Annotated in this window: 13 protein-coding genes; 4 read left to right on the plus strand and 9 right to left on the minus strand. The window is 61.9% G+C overall.

The genetic code is table 11. The features are described from left to right. Positions 1-32 precede the first annotated feature (32 nt). From N2599_RS03930 to N2599_RS03940, 3 genes are all read right to left on the minus strand, one after another. Complete coding sequence (locus N2599_RS03930) at positions 33-3,146, minus strand: efflux RND transporter permease subunit (protein ID WP_027507484.1); 3,114 nt, start codon at positions 3,144-3,146, stop codon at positions 33-35. Further along, positions 3,143-4,426: an efflux RND transporter periplasmic adaptor subunit gene (locus tag N2599_RS03935; RefSeq protein ID WP_027507483.1), complete on the minus strand. Its 1,284-nt coding sequence runs from the start codon at positions 4,424-4,426 to the stop codon at positions 3,143-3,145. Before N2599_RS03935 ends, N2599_RS03930 begins: the two co-directional genes overlap by 4 nt. Before the next feature lie 151 nt (positions 4,427-4,577). Then, a complete protein-coding gene (locus N2599_RS03940) occupies positions 4,578-5,366 on the minus strand; it encodes an SDR family oxidoreductase (RefSeq protein WP_027507482.1) in 789 nt (262 codons plus the stop codon). Between the two features lie 250 nt (positions 5,367-5,616). Here N2599_RS03940 and N2599_RS03945 point away from each other — a divergent pair, with 250 nt between their 5' ends. Next, positions 5,617-7,281, plus strand: a complete 1,665-nt coding sequence (locus N2599_RS03945; RefSeq protein ID WP_027507481.1) for an electron transfer flavoprotein-ubiquinone oxidoreductase — start codon at positions 5,617-5,619, stop codon at positions 7,279-7,281. Positions 7,282-7,345: 64 nt separating this feature from the next. Here the strand turns inward: N2599_RS03945 and N2599_RS03950 are convergent, their stop codons facing one another. Further along, on the minus strand, positions 7,346-8,251 hold the full coding sequence (locus N2599_RS03950) for a DMT family transporter (protein WP_027507480.1): 906 nt from the start codon (positions 8,249-8,251) through the stop codon (positions 7,346-7,348). 143 nt (positions 8,252-8,394) lie between these two features. Between N2599_RS03950 and N2599_RS03955 the strand changes: the two genes are divergently transcribed. Further along, the gene (locus N2599_RS03955) at positions 8,395-8,868 is read left to right on the plus strand and encodes an Lrp/AsnC family transcriptional regulator (protein ID WP_027507479.1); all 474 of its coding nucleotides are present in this window, start codon (positions 8,395-8,397) and stop codon (positions 8,866-8,868) included. A gap of 420 nt (positions 8,869-9,288) precedes the next feature. On the opposite strand, the gene mgtE is transcribed toward N2599_RS03955, so the two are convergent. Further along, on the minus strand, positions 9,289-10,665 hold the full coding sequence (mgtE, locus tag N2599_RS03960) for a magnesium transporter (protein ID WP_027507478.1): 1,377 nt from the start codon (positions 10,663-10,665) through the stop codon (positions 9,289-9,291). A gap of 268 nt (positions 10,666-10,933) precedes the next feature. After that, positions 10,934-11,947 carry a zinc-binding alcohol dehydrogenase family protein gene (locus N2599_RS03965; protein WP_027507477.1) on the minus strand — a complete coding sequence of 338 codons (1,014 nt, stop codon included), beginning with the start codon at positions 11,945-11,947 and terminating at the stop codon, positions 10,934-10,936. Positions 11,948-12,050: 103 nt separating this feature from the next. Between N2599_RS03965 and N2599_RS03970 the strand changes: the two genes are divergently transcribed. After that, positions 12,051-12,446 carry a winged helix-turn-helix transcriptional regulator gene (locus N2599_RS03970; protein WP_027507476.1) on the plus strand — a complete coding sequence of 132 codons (396 nt, stop codon included), beginning with the start codon at positions 12,051-12,053 and terminating at the stop codon, positions 12,444-12,446. Here N2599_RS03970 and N2599_RS03975 read toward each other — a convergent pair. Beyond that, positions 12,414-13,634, minus strand: coding sequence for an MFS transporter (locus N2599_RS03975; RefSeq protein WP_027507475.1), 1,221 nt, complete (start codon positions 13,632-13,634; stop codon positions 12,414-12,416). The two genes, N2599_RS03970 and N2599_RS03975, sit on opposite strands and share 33 nt — an antisense overlap. Before the next feature lie 312 nt (positions 13,635-13,946). On the opposite strand from N2599_RS03975, the gene N2599_RS03980 reads away from it, so the two are divergent. Next, the gene (locus N2599_RS03980; protein ID WP_027507474.1) at positions 13,947-14,891 is read left to right on the plus strand and encodes a diacylglycerol/lipid kinase family protein; all 945 of its coding nucleotides are present in this window, start codon (positions 13,947-13,949) and stop codon (positions 14,889-14,891) included. Here N2599_RS03980 and N2599_RS03985 read toward each other — a convergent pair. Both N2599_RS03985 and N2599_RS03990 read right to left on the minus strand, forming a co-directional pair. Continuing rightward, entirely contained in the window at positions 14,857-15,723 is an 867-nt protein-coding gene (locus N2599_RS03985; protein WP_051336413.1) for a nickel-binding protein, read from the minus strand. The genes N2599_RS03980 and N2599_RS03985 overlap by 35 nt on opposite strands. 164 nt (positions 15,724-15,887) lie before the next feature. After that, the gene (locus tag N2599_RS03990) at positions 15,888-17,240 is read right to left on the minus strand and encodes a glutamine synthetase family protein (RefSeq protein ID WP_027507473.1); all 1,353 of its coding nucleotides are present in this window, start codon (positions 17,238-17,240) and stop codon (positions 15,888-15,890) included. Positions 17,241-17,317: the final 77 nt, after the last annotated feature.

Raw genomic sequence — 17,317 nt, forward strand, 5'->3', positions numbered from 1 at the left:
CCGGCCACGCACCACCGACCGCTGCTTCGTCCTTACTCCGCCGCGATCGCCGTCGGTTTCTCTTCCTCCCGGACCGGCTTCCTTTGCCGTCCAAGGGTCTGGAGCCAACTGCTCAGCCGGTCCATCTCGATGAAGATGACGGGGGTGATGAAGAGCGTCAGAGCCTGGGAAACAATGAGGCCCCCGACGACGGCGATGCCCAGGGGCTGGCGCAGTTCCGAGCTGGCGCCGGTGCCGAGCGCGATCGGAAGGGCCCCGAGCAGCGCGCAGAAGGTCGTCATCATGATCGGCCGGAAGCGCCGTACGCAGGCCTCGTGAATGGCCTCCATGGGCGACATCGACGTGGAGCGCAGGTTCTCCAGCGCCACGTCGATCATCATGATCGCATTCTTCTTCACAATTCCGATCAGCATCAAGAGGCCGATGAGCGCGATGATCGAGAGGTCGAAGCCCATCACCTTCAAAGCCAGCAGCGCCCCGAGAGCGGCGGCCGGTAAGCCGGACAGAATGGTGAGCGGGTGGATGAAGCTCTCGTAGAGGACGCCAAGCACGACATAGATCGTCAGGACCGCAGCGAGGATCAGAAGCGGCGTATTGCCCTGCGACTGCTCGAAGATCTGTGCCGTACCGCCATAGGACGTGAAGACGTCCGACGGCATGTTGATGTCCTTCTTGATCTGGTCGATCGCGGCTGTCGCATCGCCGAGCGCCTCGCCGGCGGGCAGGTTGAAGGAGACGGTCGTCGAGACGAGCTGCCCCGTCTGATTGATCGTCACCGGACCGGTGTTGCGCTCGACCGTTGCGAAATTCGACAGCGGAACGAGCGTGCCGTTGGTGGAGGCGACGCGGATGTCCTGGAGCTTCTGATCATCCCAGGGCCTATTGGTATCGTATTCGACGATGACGTCGTAGCTGTCGCCGGTGGATTGGATTTGCGCTGCTGTATAGCCGCTGAACGACTCCTGCAGAGTGGTGCGCAACTGGTTGTTGTCGATACCGAAGGCGGCTGCCTTTTCGAAATCCACGACGACATTGGCCTGGAGCGCGTTGTTCTGCGCATCGGTCGTCACGTCGGTGAAACGCGGATCGCTGCGCATTGCCTGCTGGATCTTGTTGGCCCAGAGATTGGTCTGGTCGGCGCCGAGCGCCTGAACGACCAGCTGATACTGGCTCGCGGTCTGGCGGCCACCGAAACGCAGGCTCTGCTGCGGCGTAATAAAGGCCTGCAGGCCTGGTACTTTGGCGATGCTTGCCCTGAGTTCGCGCAAGGTCTGGTCGAGCGGCGGACGCTGCCCCTTTTCTTTCAACTCGACAAACATCGTGCCGTTGTTGAGCGGGCTGCGGGCATTGCCACCGACGATCGACATGACGTGGCTGACGGCGGCATTCTGTTTCACGATCGCCGCCGCCTGGTTCTGCAAGGCTTCCATCGCCGGATAGGAGATATCCTGGCGTGCGCGCGTCGAGATGTTCAGGCGACCGATGTCTTCAGACGGAAAGAAGCTCGTGGGCAGCGCCACGAACAGATAGGCCGTCAACCCGACCGAGGCGAGGAACAGGCCGAGGATCGTAGGCCGGTGGCTGAGGCACCAGCCAACCGCCCGGTCGTAGCCTCTGAGCGTGCGTTCAAAACCTACGTCGAACCAGCGGATGAAGAACGGCGGCTCGCCGTGACCGCTGGAAAGCCGTGAGCTGAGCATCGGCGTCACTGTCAGCGAGACGATGGCGGAAGCGGCGATGGCGATCGCAACGACCATGCCGAACTCGTTGAAGATGCGGCCGACGACTCCGCCCATCAGTAGGATCGGGATGAAGACCGCAATCAGCGACACCGACATAGAAATGATCGTGTAGCTGACCTCGCCCGCGCCTTTGATAGCTGCATCGAGGACCGGCATTCCTTCTTCGATATGCCTAAGAATGTTTTCCAGCATCACGATCGCGTCGTCCACCACCAGGCCGACCGCGAGCGTCAATCCGAGCAGTGAGATATTGTCGACACTGTAGCCGAGCACGTACATCATACCGAAGGTCGAGATCAGCGACAGCGGAACGGCAAGGCCCGGAATGATCGTTGCGGTCAGGTGGCCGGTGAAGAGATAGATGACGAGCACGACGAGGCCGATCGTCAGCAGCAGGGTGAACTTCACGTCGGAAATCGCGTCGCGGATCGGCGTCGCGGAATCGTTCATGACCTTGATCGTGACCGATGCCGGGATCTCGGCATGAAGCGTCGGCAGCTTGGCGTTGATCGCATCCACGACCTCGACCGTGTTCGCATCTGGCTGGCGCTGGATCGCAAGGACGATGCCGCGGTTTCCGTCGTACCAGCCGCCGGTGTACTGGTTCTGGACGCTGTCTTTCACTTCGGCGATGTCGCCGAGATGGATCGGCGCGCCGTTCGGATTTGCGATAACAAGGGAGCGGAATTCGCTCGCGTTGGTGCGCTGCGTGTCGGCATTGATCGTCATGCTCTGCGAGCTGTTCTGCAGCGTGCCGACAGGCACCTGGCTGTTTGCGGCGCTGATTGCCTGGTTGACCGTATCGATGCCGATGTTGCGGGCAAGTAGCTTGTTCGGATCGACCTCGACGCGGACCGCATAAGTCTGCGCGCCGAACACGGACACTTCGGCCACGCCGGGCAGGGTGGAGAGCGACGGTGATATGATGTTTTCGGCAATCGCGTCCAGTTTGGCGCGGGGCATCGTATCGCTCTGCACCGAAAGCAGCATAACCGGCGCGTCGGCCGGGTTCGTCTTGCGATAGCTCGGCGGCGTTGTCATGTTGTCCGGCAATTGCCGTGTCGCATTCGAGATCGCCGCCTGAACGTCGGCCGCAGCCGCGTCGATGTTGCGGTTGAGGTCGAACTGCAGGACGATGCTGGTATTGCCGAGCGAGTTGGTTGCGCTGATTTCGCTGATGCCGGGGATGGTCTCGAACTGCTTTATCAGCGGGGTGGCGACCGAGTTCGCCATGGTTTGCGGCGAGGCGCCGGTGAGCGCGGCCGAGACGTTGATCGTCGGGAAATCGACCTGCGGCAATGCCGCGACGGGCAGGAGCCGGTAACCGGCGAGGCCTGCAAGGATCACGCCGATTGCGAGAAGTGTCGTTGCCACTGGCCGCCGGATGCAGAAGTTCGGGATCATTGTTCCGCCCCCGCCAGGGTTTCGGTTTGATGGGCCGGCTGGATGGCGGAAGCGACTTTCAGCGCCTTATCGTCGAACTGTTCTTCGACCGCCTGCTGGTCGGCAAGCTGGGCCTGTCCCTCGATGACGACATGATCGCCTTCCGAGATCCCGGCGGAAACAGCGGTGAAACCGCCGTTCTCGCGGGCGACGGTGACGGGCGTCATCTTCACCTTGCCGTCTTTCACGACATAGGAAAAGAAGCCATCCGCGCCGGGGCTGACCGCGACGGTCGGGACGACGATCTGCTCCTCCTTATTGTTGAAGTGAACCACGAGATTGACCGATTGGCCGGGCCAGAGTGCGCCGGATGCGTTTTCGAAGCGCGCTTTTGCGAGAATCGTGCCCGAGGCAACATCGACCGTATTGTCGTAGAAGCTGATCGCGCCGTGGCGCACGCTGCCGTTTGCCGAATCCGGCGCAGTCGTGACATCGACGGGGCCTGTGGCGAGCGACTGCTTCAATTGGTGCAGGTCGCGCTCCTGCAGATGGAATTTCACGTAGATCGGATCGTACTCGGCAATCGTCACGATCGCCGATCCGGCATCGAGGAACGCTCCAGGGCTGACGGTGATATCGCCAAGCCGGCCATCGAACGGTGCACGGATTTCGGTGTGCTCGAGCAGGACCTGATCGGCGGCGAGCGTGGCCTTGTCAGCCTCGACGGTGGCTGCGGCCGTATCGCGGGCGGCTTTCGCCTGGTCGTAAGCCTCTTGCGTGCCGACCCTCTGCGCCAGCAGATCGCCGGCGCGTTTCAGCGCGGTCTCCGCTTCCGAAAGCGTTGCGGTATCGCGGATGATCGTCGCGTTGTCCCTGTCGACTGCCGCCTGTGCGGTCCGGTCATCGAGCTTGACGATCAGGTCACCCCGCTTGATCGTTGCGCCATCAGCCGCAACAATCGACGTAACGAGGCCCTGTTCCTGCGCGGCGATCGTCGTGGTGTTGTTGGCATCCGCCCAGCCAGACGCCGTAACGTCCCGGGGCAGCACGGTTTTCATGGCGGCCACCGTCTTCACCAAAGTAGGTCCGCCGTTGCCCCGCCGGTTCCGCTGTCCGCCTTGCTGATCCGTTGGCGTCTGGCCGACCGCGGCCTGGCGCGTCCCGCCGCCTTGTCGCGCGGGCGCCTTGATGAATTGCGAGACATAGGGAAGCTCGGCGACGAACGGAATCCTGTTTCCGAACTGCCAAATGCCGGCGGCAGCAACAGCAATAACGCTGAGGGTGATCCAGAATTTCCTCATAGATGAGACCGGTCTTGACGGGTTGCGCTAAGTTCCGGCCCCAATTGAGACGCCAATATGCGGCGTGAAAAAGACATAATTTGCCGAAGGCGATCACTAAGCAGTTATAACGGCTAAAAGTTTTGTAATGATCGGCGCTTCGCGCCCGCTATCAAACCGAACGCGCCGCACCGCCGTCGCAACGGATCAGCGAGCCGGTGATATAGCTCGCCGGCTGGCTGCAGAGGAAGGCGGCGGTTGCGGCAAATTCCTCCACTTTGCCGTAGCGGCCGACAGGAATGCGGGCTTCCTTGTCGCTGCGGATTTCCTCCATGCTTTTGCCGGTGCGCTGGGCGGCGGCACCGTCGAGCTCGTCGAGGCGTCCGGTCAGAATGCTGCCGGGAAGGAGCAAATTGGCCGTCACGCCATGGCTTGCGACTTCCGAGGCGAGCGTCTTCGACCAGCCGGCAAGGGCAGGGCGCAGCGTGTTGGAAAGCGCCAGGTTGGCGATGGGCTCGATGACGCCCGACGATGCGACGGTGAGGATGCGGCCCCAGCCTTGCGCCTTCATGCCCGGAAGCAGGGCGTTGGTGAGCGAGATAACCCGCAGCACCATCGAAAAGAAATAGGTCTCGAGCCTCTCCGGCGTCATGTCTTCCGTGGTCCCAGGTGTCGGGCCGCCGGTGTTGTTCACCAGGATATCCAAGCCACCAAACTTTTCCTTGACGGCGGCAGCCACCGTCTCCACAAAATTCTCGTCGGAAAGGTCGGCCCAGATCCAGTCGGCCTTGCCGTTGCCGTTGGCGTTGATCGCTTTGCAGTTCGCCTCCAGCTGCTCGCCGCTGCGGCCGCAGAGAAGCACGTTCGCGCCTTCGCGCGCCAGCGCAACCGCAATGCCGTGGCCGAGCCCGCGCGACGAGGCCAGGACGAGTGCGCGTTTGCCGTTGATGCCGAGATCCATGATATCCTCCAAGTGCTTCGGCTTTCTCTATAAAGCGCAGCGCCCGGGAAAGGGAAGGCACATCCTGGTCGCATTGGCCGAAGAATAATTGACGTTAACGTAAGCGTTATATACGACAGAGGAGTTGAGCATTGTGCGAAATGGAGGATCGGCTGTCGCTTCCCGGCTCGACAATGCTTTCCGGTTTTGACAAGACAATGACCCGACGAGGGGATTATGGCCGCATCGGCGGCCGAGCGGAGACGGATGAATGACCGACATGACTGAGTTGCCGGAACGCGAGAGCATGGAATTCGACGTGGTGATCGTCGGCGGGGGACCTGCCGGTTTGTCGGCTGCAATCCGGCTGAAGCAGGTCAACCCGGAGCTTTCGGTCGTCGTTCTGGAAAAAGGCGCGGAAGTCGGTGCGCATATCCTCTCCGGCGCCGTGGTCGACCCGATCGGCATCGACCGGCTGCTGCCGGATTGGCGCAGCGAAAGCGATCATCCCTTCAAGACGGAGGTGACCGCCGATCATTTCCTGGTACTCGGCCCGGCCGGTTCCGTCCGCCTGCCGAACTTTTTGATGCCGCCGCTGATGAACAACCACGGCAACTACATCGTCTCCCTCGGCAACGTCTGTCGCTGGCTGGCGGGCCACGCCGAAGCGCTCGGTGTCGAGATCTATCCGGGCTTCGCGGCAACCGAAGTGCTCTACAATGACGAAGGCGCCGTTATTGGCGTTGCCACCGGCGACATGGGCATCGACAAGAGCGGCGAGCCCGGCCCAAACTATACGCGCGGCATGGCGCTGCTCGGCAAATACACTCTGATCGGCGAAGGCGTGCGTGGTTCGCTCGCCAAGCAGTTGATCGCCAAGTTCGACCTTTCGAAGCACCGAGAACCTCAAAAATTCGGCATCGGCCTCAAGGAACTCTGGCAGGTGAAGACGGATCACCACAAGCCGGGCCTCGTGCAGCACTCCTTCGGCTGGCCGCTCGGCTTCAAGACCGGCGGCGGCTCGTTCCTCTACCATCTGGAAGACAACCTCGTCGCCGTCGGCTTCGTGGTCCACTTGAACTACAAGAACCCCTATCTCAATCCCTTCGAGGAGTTCCAGCGCTTCAAGACGCATCCGGCGATCCGCGGCACCTTCGAGGGTGGCAAGCGACTCTCCTACGGCGCCCGCGCCATCACCGAAGGCGGGTACCAGTCGGTGCCGAAGCTCTCCTTCCCCGGCGGCGCGCTGATCGGCTGTTCGGCCGGCTTCGTCAACGTGCCGCGCATCAAGGGCAGCCACAACGCGGTGCTTTCCGGCATGCTGGCGGCCGAGAAGATCGCCGAAGCGATCGCTGCCGGCCGCGCCAATGACGAGGTCATCGAGATCGAAAACGAATGGCGCAAGGGCGATATCGGCAAGGACCTCAAGAAGGTCCGAAACGTCAAGCCGCTCTGGTCGAAGTTCGGCACTGCTGTCGGCGTGGCGCTCGGCGGCCTGGACATGTGGACGAACACGCTGTTCGGTTTCTCCTTTTTCGGTACGCTGAAACACGGCAAGACCGATGCCGCCTCGCTGGAGCCGGCCGCCCGGCACACGAAGATCGATTATCCGAAGCCGGACGGCGTGCTGACTTTTGATCGTCTCTCCTCCGTGTTCCTGTCGAATACCAATCACGAGGAAGACCAGCCGGTGCACCTGCAGGTCAAGGACATGGCGTTGCAGAAATCGTCCGAACACGACATCTACGCCGGCCCGTCGGCACGCTACTGTCCGGCCGCCGTTTACGAATGGGTGGAGAAGGACGGCAAGGACACCTTCGTCATCAACGCCCAGAACTGCGTGCACTGCAAGACCTGCGACATCAAGGATCCCAACCAGAACATCAACTGGGTGCCGCCGCAGGGTGGCGAGGGGCCGGTCTATCCGAACATGTGAGGTCGAGCAGGCTTGATTTTCAAGCATAAGGAGCCCGGCAAACGCCGGGTTCCTTGTTTTTTGTTCAGCGCCGCCGGGCCGCGATGCCGGTCGACAATGCTACGCCGATCCCGGTGATGACAGCGGCGGCGATCTCCGCAGGGCCGATTTCCTCCCCCAGCAGGACTCCCCCGCCAAGCGTCGCAAGCACCGGCGTGATCGCGGTGAAGGCAGCCGCCTGTATTCCCCCCAGCGTTTTGACGGCAGTACCATAGGCAACCATGGCGACAAGGCCTGACAAGATGCCCTGGCTCAGAACCTGCAGTCCGAGATCTTCAGCACTTGCCTGCGCCAGCGAGGTGCCGAAGACGCCGGCAAGTGCGGCAATGATCAGGAACGACCAGATGGCGATCAGCGCGCTTGCCTGGATGGCGGTGAGCCCGCTGCGGCGGAAGGCGTGCGTATAGCTTGCCCAGAGAACGGCGCCCGCCGGCAAAAGCACGAAGCTCGTCCATGGCAGCGATGCATCCGCAAGGCTCTGCACAAGCAAGATCAGCACGCCGCCGACGATCGCGGCGAGGCCGAGCTTGCGAGTAATATCGGGCCGCTCCCCGAAGATGAACACGCCGATCAGCGCCGTTGCAAGCGGCATGGAGCCGCCGAGCAGGATGCCCGACGAACCCGCCGGGGTCGCGTGGATGGCGAGCGTGGCGACGAGAAAGAAGACGGCCCCGGCGCCGGCTACCATCAATGCCAGCAGATGCAAGGGAACGCCCTTCGGCAGCAGGCCGGTCTTGAGCCAAACGGGCGAAAGGGCAAGTGCCGGGACGCCGTAGCGGATGAGCCCGATATCGATCGAGCCGAGCGGCGTTGCCGCGCTGTGGCGGGTCGCAAGAAGCCACGTTGCCCAGATGAGCACCGTGACGGTTCCGCCCGCATAGCCGGTGATGAGGGATGGGGACTTCTCGTTGGTGACGCTGAAGCTGGTCATCGATTTATCCTTCCTTGGTCCGGATCGGTTCCGGCTGAGGAAAAGACTATTCCGAAAGGCCGAAGCATGTCCTTGCTATCTATGGCGTGAAAAACATGTTATCAGCAATGATATGCCAATAATAAAAACAGAAGTTACTGAATATGCCAAATCTTGATAAATTCGATCTGGCCATCCTTGAATGCCTGCAGCAGGATGCGCGCGCCACCAACGTCGAAATCGCCGAAAAGGTAAACCTCTCGCCGTCGCCCTGCCTGCGGCGCATCCGCAACCTGGAAAAGGCGGGTGTGATCCGGGGTTACCGTGCCGATATCGACCGGAAGGAGGTGGGACTGGGGCTCACGGTCTTCGTCGAATTCAAGGTCATCCATCACAGCCGCGAAAATGCGGAGTCCCAGCAGGCGGCTCTCCTGGCGATCCCGGAGATCGTCTCCTGCTTCTTGATCTCGGGAAGCGCGGATTTTCTGGCCGAAGTCGTCGTCGAGGACCTTGCGGCGTACGAGCGGCTTCTCACCGACACGCTGCTGACGCTCCCGAATGTCAGCGACATCCGCTCGAACTTCGCCATCCGCAGCATGAAGACCCATGGCCCTTTGAAGCTGCCGAAGGGAAGGTAGGATCTTGCACGTTCGCCACGTCGGCCGCCAAGCGGACGCAGGCATGCGAGCCGGCCTTTGATGGTGCCGGCAGCTTGTCCCTGCCTCCCTCATCAAGTCAGTTGATGAGGGGAGCATTTCAAGCGCTTCGGTCCCAGGCAAAGCTGCGGCAAATACGAGCTTGCCGTCTGGCGCTGTCATATGTTCTTCCCTCATTCCTGTGCCTGTCACAGGAATCCAGCGCGCCCAAATCCTGGGCGCGCAAGTCTCCCTTCTCATTGAAGAATCAATCACGACGCGGACGCGCCGCGGCTGGATCTCTGTGACAAGCACAGAGATGAGGGAGAATGCGGAGACGCCGAGACCTTCTGCACCCTCGTCACTCGTCTCGTTCTGAGGTGCCCAAAGGCGAAGCTGCGGAGCCTCGAAGGAACGGTTTGCCTAAAGCAACGTCCCGCTGAGGATGAGCAGCGCGACCGAGAAGTAGATCACCAGACCGGTCACGTCGACCAGCGTGGCGACGAAGGGGGCCGAGGCGCTGGCGGGGTCCAGGCGGAGCCTTTGCAGCAGGAACGGCAGCATCGAGCCGCAGAGCGAACCGAAGGTGACGATGCCGATCAGGGCTGCGAACACGGTGACGCCGACCAGCAGCCAGTGCTCGCCATAGTCATAGAGCCCGATCTTCTGCCACAGCACGATGCGGGCAAGGCCGACGAGCCCGAGGATGGCGCCAAGCACGATGCCGGTCGGCAACTCGCGGAAGAGCACGCGCCACCAGTCCGAAAGCTTGAGTTCGCCGAGCGCCAGGGCGCGGATGATGAGCGAAGTTGCTTGCGATCCGGAATTGCCGCCCGAGCTCATGATGAGCGGCACGAAGAGCGTCAGCACGATCGCCTTTTCCAGCTCGCCCTCGAAATACTGCATGGCGCTTGCCGTCAGCATCTCGCCGAGGAAGAGGGCCGAAAGCCAGCCGGCCCGTTTGCGGATCATGCCGGGAAAGCCGATCTTCATGTAAGGCTTGCCGAGCGCTTCCATACCGCCGAACTTCTGGGCGTCCTCGGTCGTATCGGCAATCATCGTGTCGATCACGTCGTCGACGGTGACGATGCCGAGCATGCGACCGTCATCGTCGACGACCGGCAGCGCCAGCAGGTTGTGCTTGCGGATCAGCCGGGCGACGTCCTCCTGCGTCATCGACGGGTGACAGCGAACGAGGCCGCCCTTCTGCGCAACGGAAAGAACCGATGCCTGCGGTTCGCCGGTGATGAGGCGGCGCAGTGTGACGACATTGGTCAGCACCTGCGTTGCCACATCGAGGACGTAGATCGCATAGACCGTCTCGCGCGAGCGCTCGACCTGGCGAACATGGTCCAGTGTTTCGGCAACGGTCCAACTATCCGGCACGCTGACGAACTCGGTCGTCATGATGCCGCCGGCCGTGCGCGGCGGATAGCCCATCAGATGTTTGACGGCGAGCGCAGTCGGGTCGTCGAGCTTTGCGAAGAGGGTCGCGCGCGCATCCTCGTTCAGTTCAAGGAAGAGATCGGCGACGCGGTCGTTTGCAGTGGCGTTGAGGAGCCGCGCTGCATGCTCGACCGGCATCTTGGCGAGGATTGCGGCAGCGTTGTGCAGCTCCGGCCTGCCGAGAATACGGACGGCCTTCAGCTGCTGAAGCGCGGCGAGGATCGCCGCTGCCTCCGAGGCTTCGAGTGTATTTAGACGCTCGACGTGCTCTGCGGTGGTAACCGCTCCGAGGCTGTCGTTGGTGAAGAAACGGGCGGCATGGCCTGCCCGCAAGGGGAAGCGATTGAAGTTCATTGGCTCGCCTTTCCGTCGATCCGCCGCAGCGTCCGACGGGCGAGCCCGACAGGAGTCGGTCAGCGCACGGCGGCCGCGTACGGCAAGGGCAATCGACTGCTACTGTCGCTTGGCATCGTGTTGATGGCTCCATTGATTATTCGCGGAAAACAGCTGTCATCCGCGTGCCGCAAGACCTGCCCCTTCGATTGAGAAAAGTCAAGCGGCAGCGGTTGGTGAGCCACAATGCCGCACCTTCCGCGGCATTGTGCGTGAACATCGGCGTTGGTCAGAAACCGGCGAGTACCGCCTTGCCCTTCATCCTGCCGCTTTCGACCCTTGCATGCGCCTTCTTCAGATTGGCTGCATTGATCGTGCCGACGGTTTCGGTGAGCGTGGTGCGGATCTTGCCGGTATCGACAAGCTTCGAGATCCTGTTGAGCAGCTTATGCTGCTCGATCATGTCAGGTGTCGAAAAGAGCGAACGTGTGAACATCAGTTCCCAATGCACCGAAACTGCCTTGCGCTTGAAGGGCACGATATCGAGCACCTTTGGATCGTCGATTAGCGCGAAGCGGCCCTGCGGTGCGATCGACTCGACGATGTCGGCGATATGGCTGTCGGTGTTGGTTGTCGAGAAGACGAAGCCCGGAGCGCCGATGCTGAGGGCGCCAATCTGCGGCGCGAGCGGCTTCGAGTGATCGACGACGTGGTGTGCGCCAAGTTCCTTCACCCAGACCCGTGTTTCGGGACGGGAGGCAGTTGCGATGACCGTCAGATCGGTCAGCACGTGGGCGATCTGGATGGCGATCGAGCCGACACCCCCGGCGCCACCGATGATAAGGAGCGAGCGTGCGGCCCCCGGCACGGGATCTTGAACCTTCAACCGATCGAACAAGGCTTCATAAGCGGTGATCGACGTCAGCGGCAGTGCGGCAGCGGCCGCGAAATCGAGGCTCTTCGGCTTGCGGCCAACGATGCGCTCGTCGACCAGATGAAACTCCGCGTTCGAACCCGGGCGATTGATCGCACCGGCATAGTAGACTTCGTCTCCCGGCTTGAAGAGCGTGACATCCGCTCCGACGGCCTTGACGATGCCGGCGGCGTCCCAGCCGAGAACCTTCAATTCATCTGCAGGCGGTGCCATGTGCGCCCGCACTTTCACATCGACCGGATTGACGGAGACGGCCTTGATCTCGACGAGCAGGTCATGCCCGGTCGCTTCCGGCACTGGCAGGTCGACATCGATCAGCGAGGTTTCGGCGGAAATGGGCTGTGGGATATTGTAGGCGACGGCGCGCATGGAAAACTCCTGTGTTCGTTGCACAGAGGCTAGATGCGTCTTATGTTCCAAGAGCGCAAGAATGCACAAATTCTGTACGTAGTACCAAAAAGGATACTGTCAAATGTCGCTGCCCCGCGCCAAGCTGACGAAGAATTTCCCCGGCTGTCCGGTCGAGGCGGCGCTGAGCTATGTCGATGGAAAATGGAAAGGCGTGATCCTGTTCCACCTCATGGACGGAACATTGCGCTTCAACGAGCTGCGCCGGAAGCTGCCTGCGGTGACGCAGCGCATGCTGACCAAGCAGCTGCGGGAACTGGAAGAATCCGGCCTCGTCTCCCGCACCGTCTATCCGGTCGTGCCGCCGCGCGTGGAATATGCACTGACGCCGCTCGGCGAAACGTTGAAGCCGGTCATCCGAGCACTGGCGGCCTGGGGCGACGAATATGCTCTCTGCCGCCCGGAGGGCCACGAACTGCGCGATCCTTCATGCGCTCCGGCTGCTGCGCTCCAGGCGTAGCGACGCGAAATAGACGAAGAGGCCGAGGAAGGACAGGACGGCGCCGACATAACCCGTTGCCGCAAAGCCGTAGCCCCAGGCAATCACGAGGCCGCCGAGCCAGGCGCCGAGCGCATTGGCGATGTTGAAGGCGGAGTGGTTGGAGGCGGCGGCAAGTGTTTGTGCGTCGGCGGCGACATCCATCAGCCGCGTCTGTAGCGCAGGACCGGCCGCAAAGCCGCAGCCGACGAGGAACACGCAGACTGCCAGCATGATAGGGCTTGATGCCGTCAGCGAAAATAGTGTCAGCACGGCAATGTTGAAAACCAGCGAACCGCCGATCGTCCCCATGATCGACTTGTCGGCAAGCCAGGAGCCGATGACGTTGCCGGCATTCATGCCGACGCCGAAGAGGACCATCATCAGGGCAACCATGCTCTCCGGCAGCATGGCGACCTTCGTGGTCGTGCCGGCAATATAGCTGAACATCGCGAACATGCCGCCATAGCCGACGGCAGCGATGCCGAGCGTCAAGAGGACCTGCGGCCGCTTGAAGGCGCCGAGCTCGCGCAAGAAGCTGGCGCCGTCCGCGACTTGGTCGCGCGGCACATAGTACCAGATGAGTGCCACGGTCACGAGGCCGATGACGCCAACAGAGGTGAAGGCGACGCGCCAGTCGAACGACTGGCCGAAGAAGGTGGCGAGCGGCGTGCCGAGCAGGGTTGCGATTGTCAGACCCAGCATGACCCGGCCGACGGCGCGCGCCCGTTTGTGCACCGGCACCATCGAGGCGGCGACGATTGCCGCGACGCCGAAATAGGCACCGTGCGGCAGGCCGGTGATCAAGCGCATCACGGTGAAGCTCTGGAAGGTCGGCGCAAGAGCGCTCAGGATATTGCCGGCCGCGAAAATGCCCATCAGCAGCAGAAGCAGCGAGCGGCGCGTCATCCTGGCGGCGAGAACGGCGATCACTGGCGCGCCGATGACGACGCCAAGCGCATAGGCGCTGATGACGTAACCTGCCTGCGGTGTCGTGACCGAAAATGTGTTCGCCACATTCGGTAGCAGGCCCATGATGGCGAATTCGCCGGTGCCGATGCCGAAGCCGCCACAGGCAAGTGCCAGTTGCACCAGAGCGACCGCCATCGGCGAGGGGGCTTCCGAAGCCAAACTGGAATCGATGGAATCGTCTACGGCGATCTGGCTCACGGGAGCTCCTGAGGCATGTCTGCAGGGCAACCCATCCGGAGAGCGGGCGCTGAGGCGGATGTCGGCCATTCTATGGCGGGAGGTGGAAACAGGGGTCTCCATCATTGATGTTATGGGGGACCGCGCCATGGGCGTCGAGTGCGTTTTTTGCAGTGCAGCGTCCTGCTATGTGCATATGTCAATTGCAATATTTACGTTTGGGTCTCGCAGACAAACGGCCGCTAAAGGCATGCCGCGCTTGAAAACGAGGCGGCTCCAACCATCTTAAGGGACTTGGAACGAGACGCCACGACGCGAGGAACGGCACGCCTGATGAAGCTTGTAGGTTTTTTCAACAAAGACGGTGGTACCTTCCGGACCACCGATATGGAGGCCTACGAAAAGCGGGCAGAGGCGACCTTCCGGGAAGCGGGACATGACTTCGAGGCTATCGTCTTTTCCGGCAAGGAGATTGTTCCGGCGATGGAGCGCGCTGCCCGGCGCGACGACATCGACGGCATCGTCGCGGGAGGCGGCGACGGCACGATTTCGGCGGCGGCCTCGATCGCCTGGAAGAACGGCGTCGCCCTCGGTGTCGTACCGGCCGGGACCATGAACCTCTTCGCCCGCTCGCTGAAAGTGCCACTCGATATCTGGCAGGCGCTGGATGTGCTGGCGACCGGTGAGGTCGATCATGTCGACATTGCTAGCGCCAACGGCCGGCCCTTCATCCATCAGTTCTCGGCGGGGCTTCATGCGCGAATGGTGCGCTACCGCAACTCCTTCAGCTATCGCTCCCGCTTCGGCAAGATGCGCGCCAGCGTCCGCGCAGCCTTCGGCGTCGTGCTCAACCCGCCTGAATTCGAAGTCGAATTCCAGGCGCTCGGCATGCGCGAGACGCGTCGCGTATCGGCCGTTTCCGTGTCCAACAACCCCTTTGGCCAGAACGCGCTGCTGTATGCCGACAACCTGCGCAGCGGCGAGCTCGGCTTCTACACGGCAAAGCCGCTGAAGCCGATCGGCGTCGCCCGCCTTGCCATCGACATGTTGCGCGGCAAGGTGCGCGAAAACGCCGACGTGATGGTCATGCATCCGGCCGAAGTGCATCTGCATTTCCCGAAGCTGAGGGCAAAGGCCAATTGCGTCATGGACGGCGAGCTTCTGCCGCTCGCACGCGACATTTCCATCAAGCTGCATCCCGAAGAGCTTAAGGTGCTGGTCAAGCAGGGTCTTGCCGCGCAGGTCAATGAGGCCGAGCGGCGGGAGCCTGCGGCTTAGTTTCCCTCTTCACGCCACCATCGGCCCAGTCGCATTGGAAGGCGAGCACGGGCTTCGAAAATCCCTTCAACCGCCGGCGCATCGCGTGCGTGAAGATATCGGTGGTGCTGTACTCCCGAAAAATGTTCTCCGACACCAGGATATGGTCGCTTGCGGCGGCTGCGCACAATCGTGCTGCAAGTTGCACCGTGGAGCCGAACAGATCGTTGCTATCCTCGACGGGTTCGCCGCAATCCAATCCGATGCGAACATGAATCGGCTCAGGATTTCCGCGGTTGTAACGTTTGAATTCCTGCTGGATGTTTCTTGCGCAATCGACGGCCGCAGCTATCGAGGCGAACGTCGCCATGATGCCGTCGCCGGTGTGCTTCACCTCGCGGCCTGACCAGTGGTCGAGGCATCTGCGCACAACCGAGTCATGCGCCCTGACCAATTCGGTCGCCATTCGGTCGCCGAGGCGCGTTGTCATCGCGGTCGAGCCGACGATATCGGTGAACAGGATTGCCCGGTGGCCTGAATCCACTTCGCTTGAGACTTGCCCAGGCGCCGGCTCAGGGTCATGAATGCGGCCGAGAAACGCCTCAACCGCCGACAGAGCGACTTCGACAACCTCACCGGCGACGAAGCCATGCGCTTCGCGGTGCACGCATTGAGCGGTTTCCGCGTCGGGCGCGTCCATGAGACAAAATGCGGTTCCACGCCGCTGGTCGAACCAGTAGGTGAGGAACTTGACCCCATACCGGTCCTGAATCTCGAGATCCTTTCGATGTGCCTCGGCAACGTCGGCGGCTGTGGTTCCCGTCAGTTCATGCCGGTCCATGAAGATAGCCATTTGCCGCGCTCCTTTCGGAAGCCTCCGCCTCAGGAAATTTATTCTACGACTTGTACACAGCCCGGTCCACCTTTGAGATGGTTATGAGGCAGGTGTTTGCCGCGCTGCGGCGCGTAACATCAACAGAGGGAGAGTTCTCGCTTTAACGCGTATCTCAGCAAGCTTTAAACCCTCGGCAGATAAGTCCGATAGTCGAAGTCCGAGACTGTGCGCAGATAGGTGACTGCTTCCTTGTGCTTGGTGTCGCCGTAGAGCTTCCGGTAGCGCTCGCCGAAGATGTCGGCGATGAAGGGTGATGCGCGAAAGGCTTCCACCGCCGTCAGGAAGTCATGCGTCAGCCGCGTCGCGTTTGCCGGCACATGCGACGGCGTCGTCTCTTCGCCGGGGTCGAGCTCGTTATCGAGGCCGAGCAGCATGCCGCTGAGGATGGCGGCCAGCAGCAGGTAGGGATTGGCGTCCGCGCCGGCGACGCGGTGCTCGATCCGCGCTGCCGGTCCGTTCATGTCCGGGATGCGGATAGCCGTGCCGCGATGGCCGTTGCCCCAGGTGAGATCGATAGGCGCAAAGGAGCCTGGCTGGAAGCGGCGGTAGGAGTTGGCGAAAGGCGCGAAGATCAGCTGCGCTTCGCACATCGTCTTCAGCATCCCAGCGCAGGCGGATTTCAGCTTCGTCGGCTCTCCGCCCCTGGCGTCGAGGATGTTGCGGCCTTCTCTGTCGATGACACTGGCATGCACATGCAGGCCGGAACCGGCGTGTTCGGAATAGGGCTTGGCCATGCAGGTCGATTTGAGGCCATGCTTGCGAGCCGCCTGTTCGGCGATGCGCTTCAGGTAAATGCAGTCGTCGGCCGCCGCCAGTGCATCGGGCCGGTGCAACAGGTTGATCTCGAACTGTCCGGGACCGAACTCGGCCGTTGTCGCCTCCGCAGGCAGGTTCTGCGCCTTGGCATAGGCGCGCACCGTCTGCAGGTAATCGTCGAGCGCATCGACGGCGCTCATGTCGTAGAGCTGGAATCCGTTCGGCTCGCGGCGATAGGTCAGGCTTTTCGGCGGTGAAGGACGGCCGGTATCCCGCCAGTCCTGTTCCATCACGTAGAACTCGAGTTCCGTCGCGACGACCGGTGTGAGGCCGCGTTCGTCGTAGCGCTTCAGCACCGCTGCCAGGATCGCCCGCGGATCCATGAAGCTCGGGCTGCCGTCGAATTCGTGCATCGTCGCCAGCACCTGCATGGAGCCTTCCGGCGCCCAGGGCATCGGCGCAAGGCTGCGCTCGTCAGCTATGCAATTGCCGTCCGGATCGCCGATCGTTAGCGACAGGCCGGTGATGTCGTCATTATCGTCGCCCCAGATGTCGAGCGACTGCGTCGAGGAGGGGAGCCGCACCTCGCCTTCCCGGATCTTCTTCTGAGCGTCCAGTGGCATCTGCTTACCGCGCAAATCGCCATTCATGCCGACGAGCAGGATTTCGATCCGCGGTTCGCCCACCGCAGCTTTGCCGTGCATGATGTCAGCCGTCATGATCTTGAAAATCCCCTCGGACAAGCCCAAGGTCGTAGCTCATTGAGACGGGCCTTTCAATCTCCGCAGGTGTTTTG

It is taken from the genome of Rhizobium sullae (genome assembly GCF_025200715.1).
GTDB classification, from domain to species: Bacteria; Pseudomonadota; Alphaproteobacteria; order Rhizobiales; family Rhizobiaceae; genus Rhizobium; species Rhizobium sullae.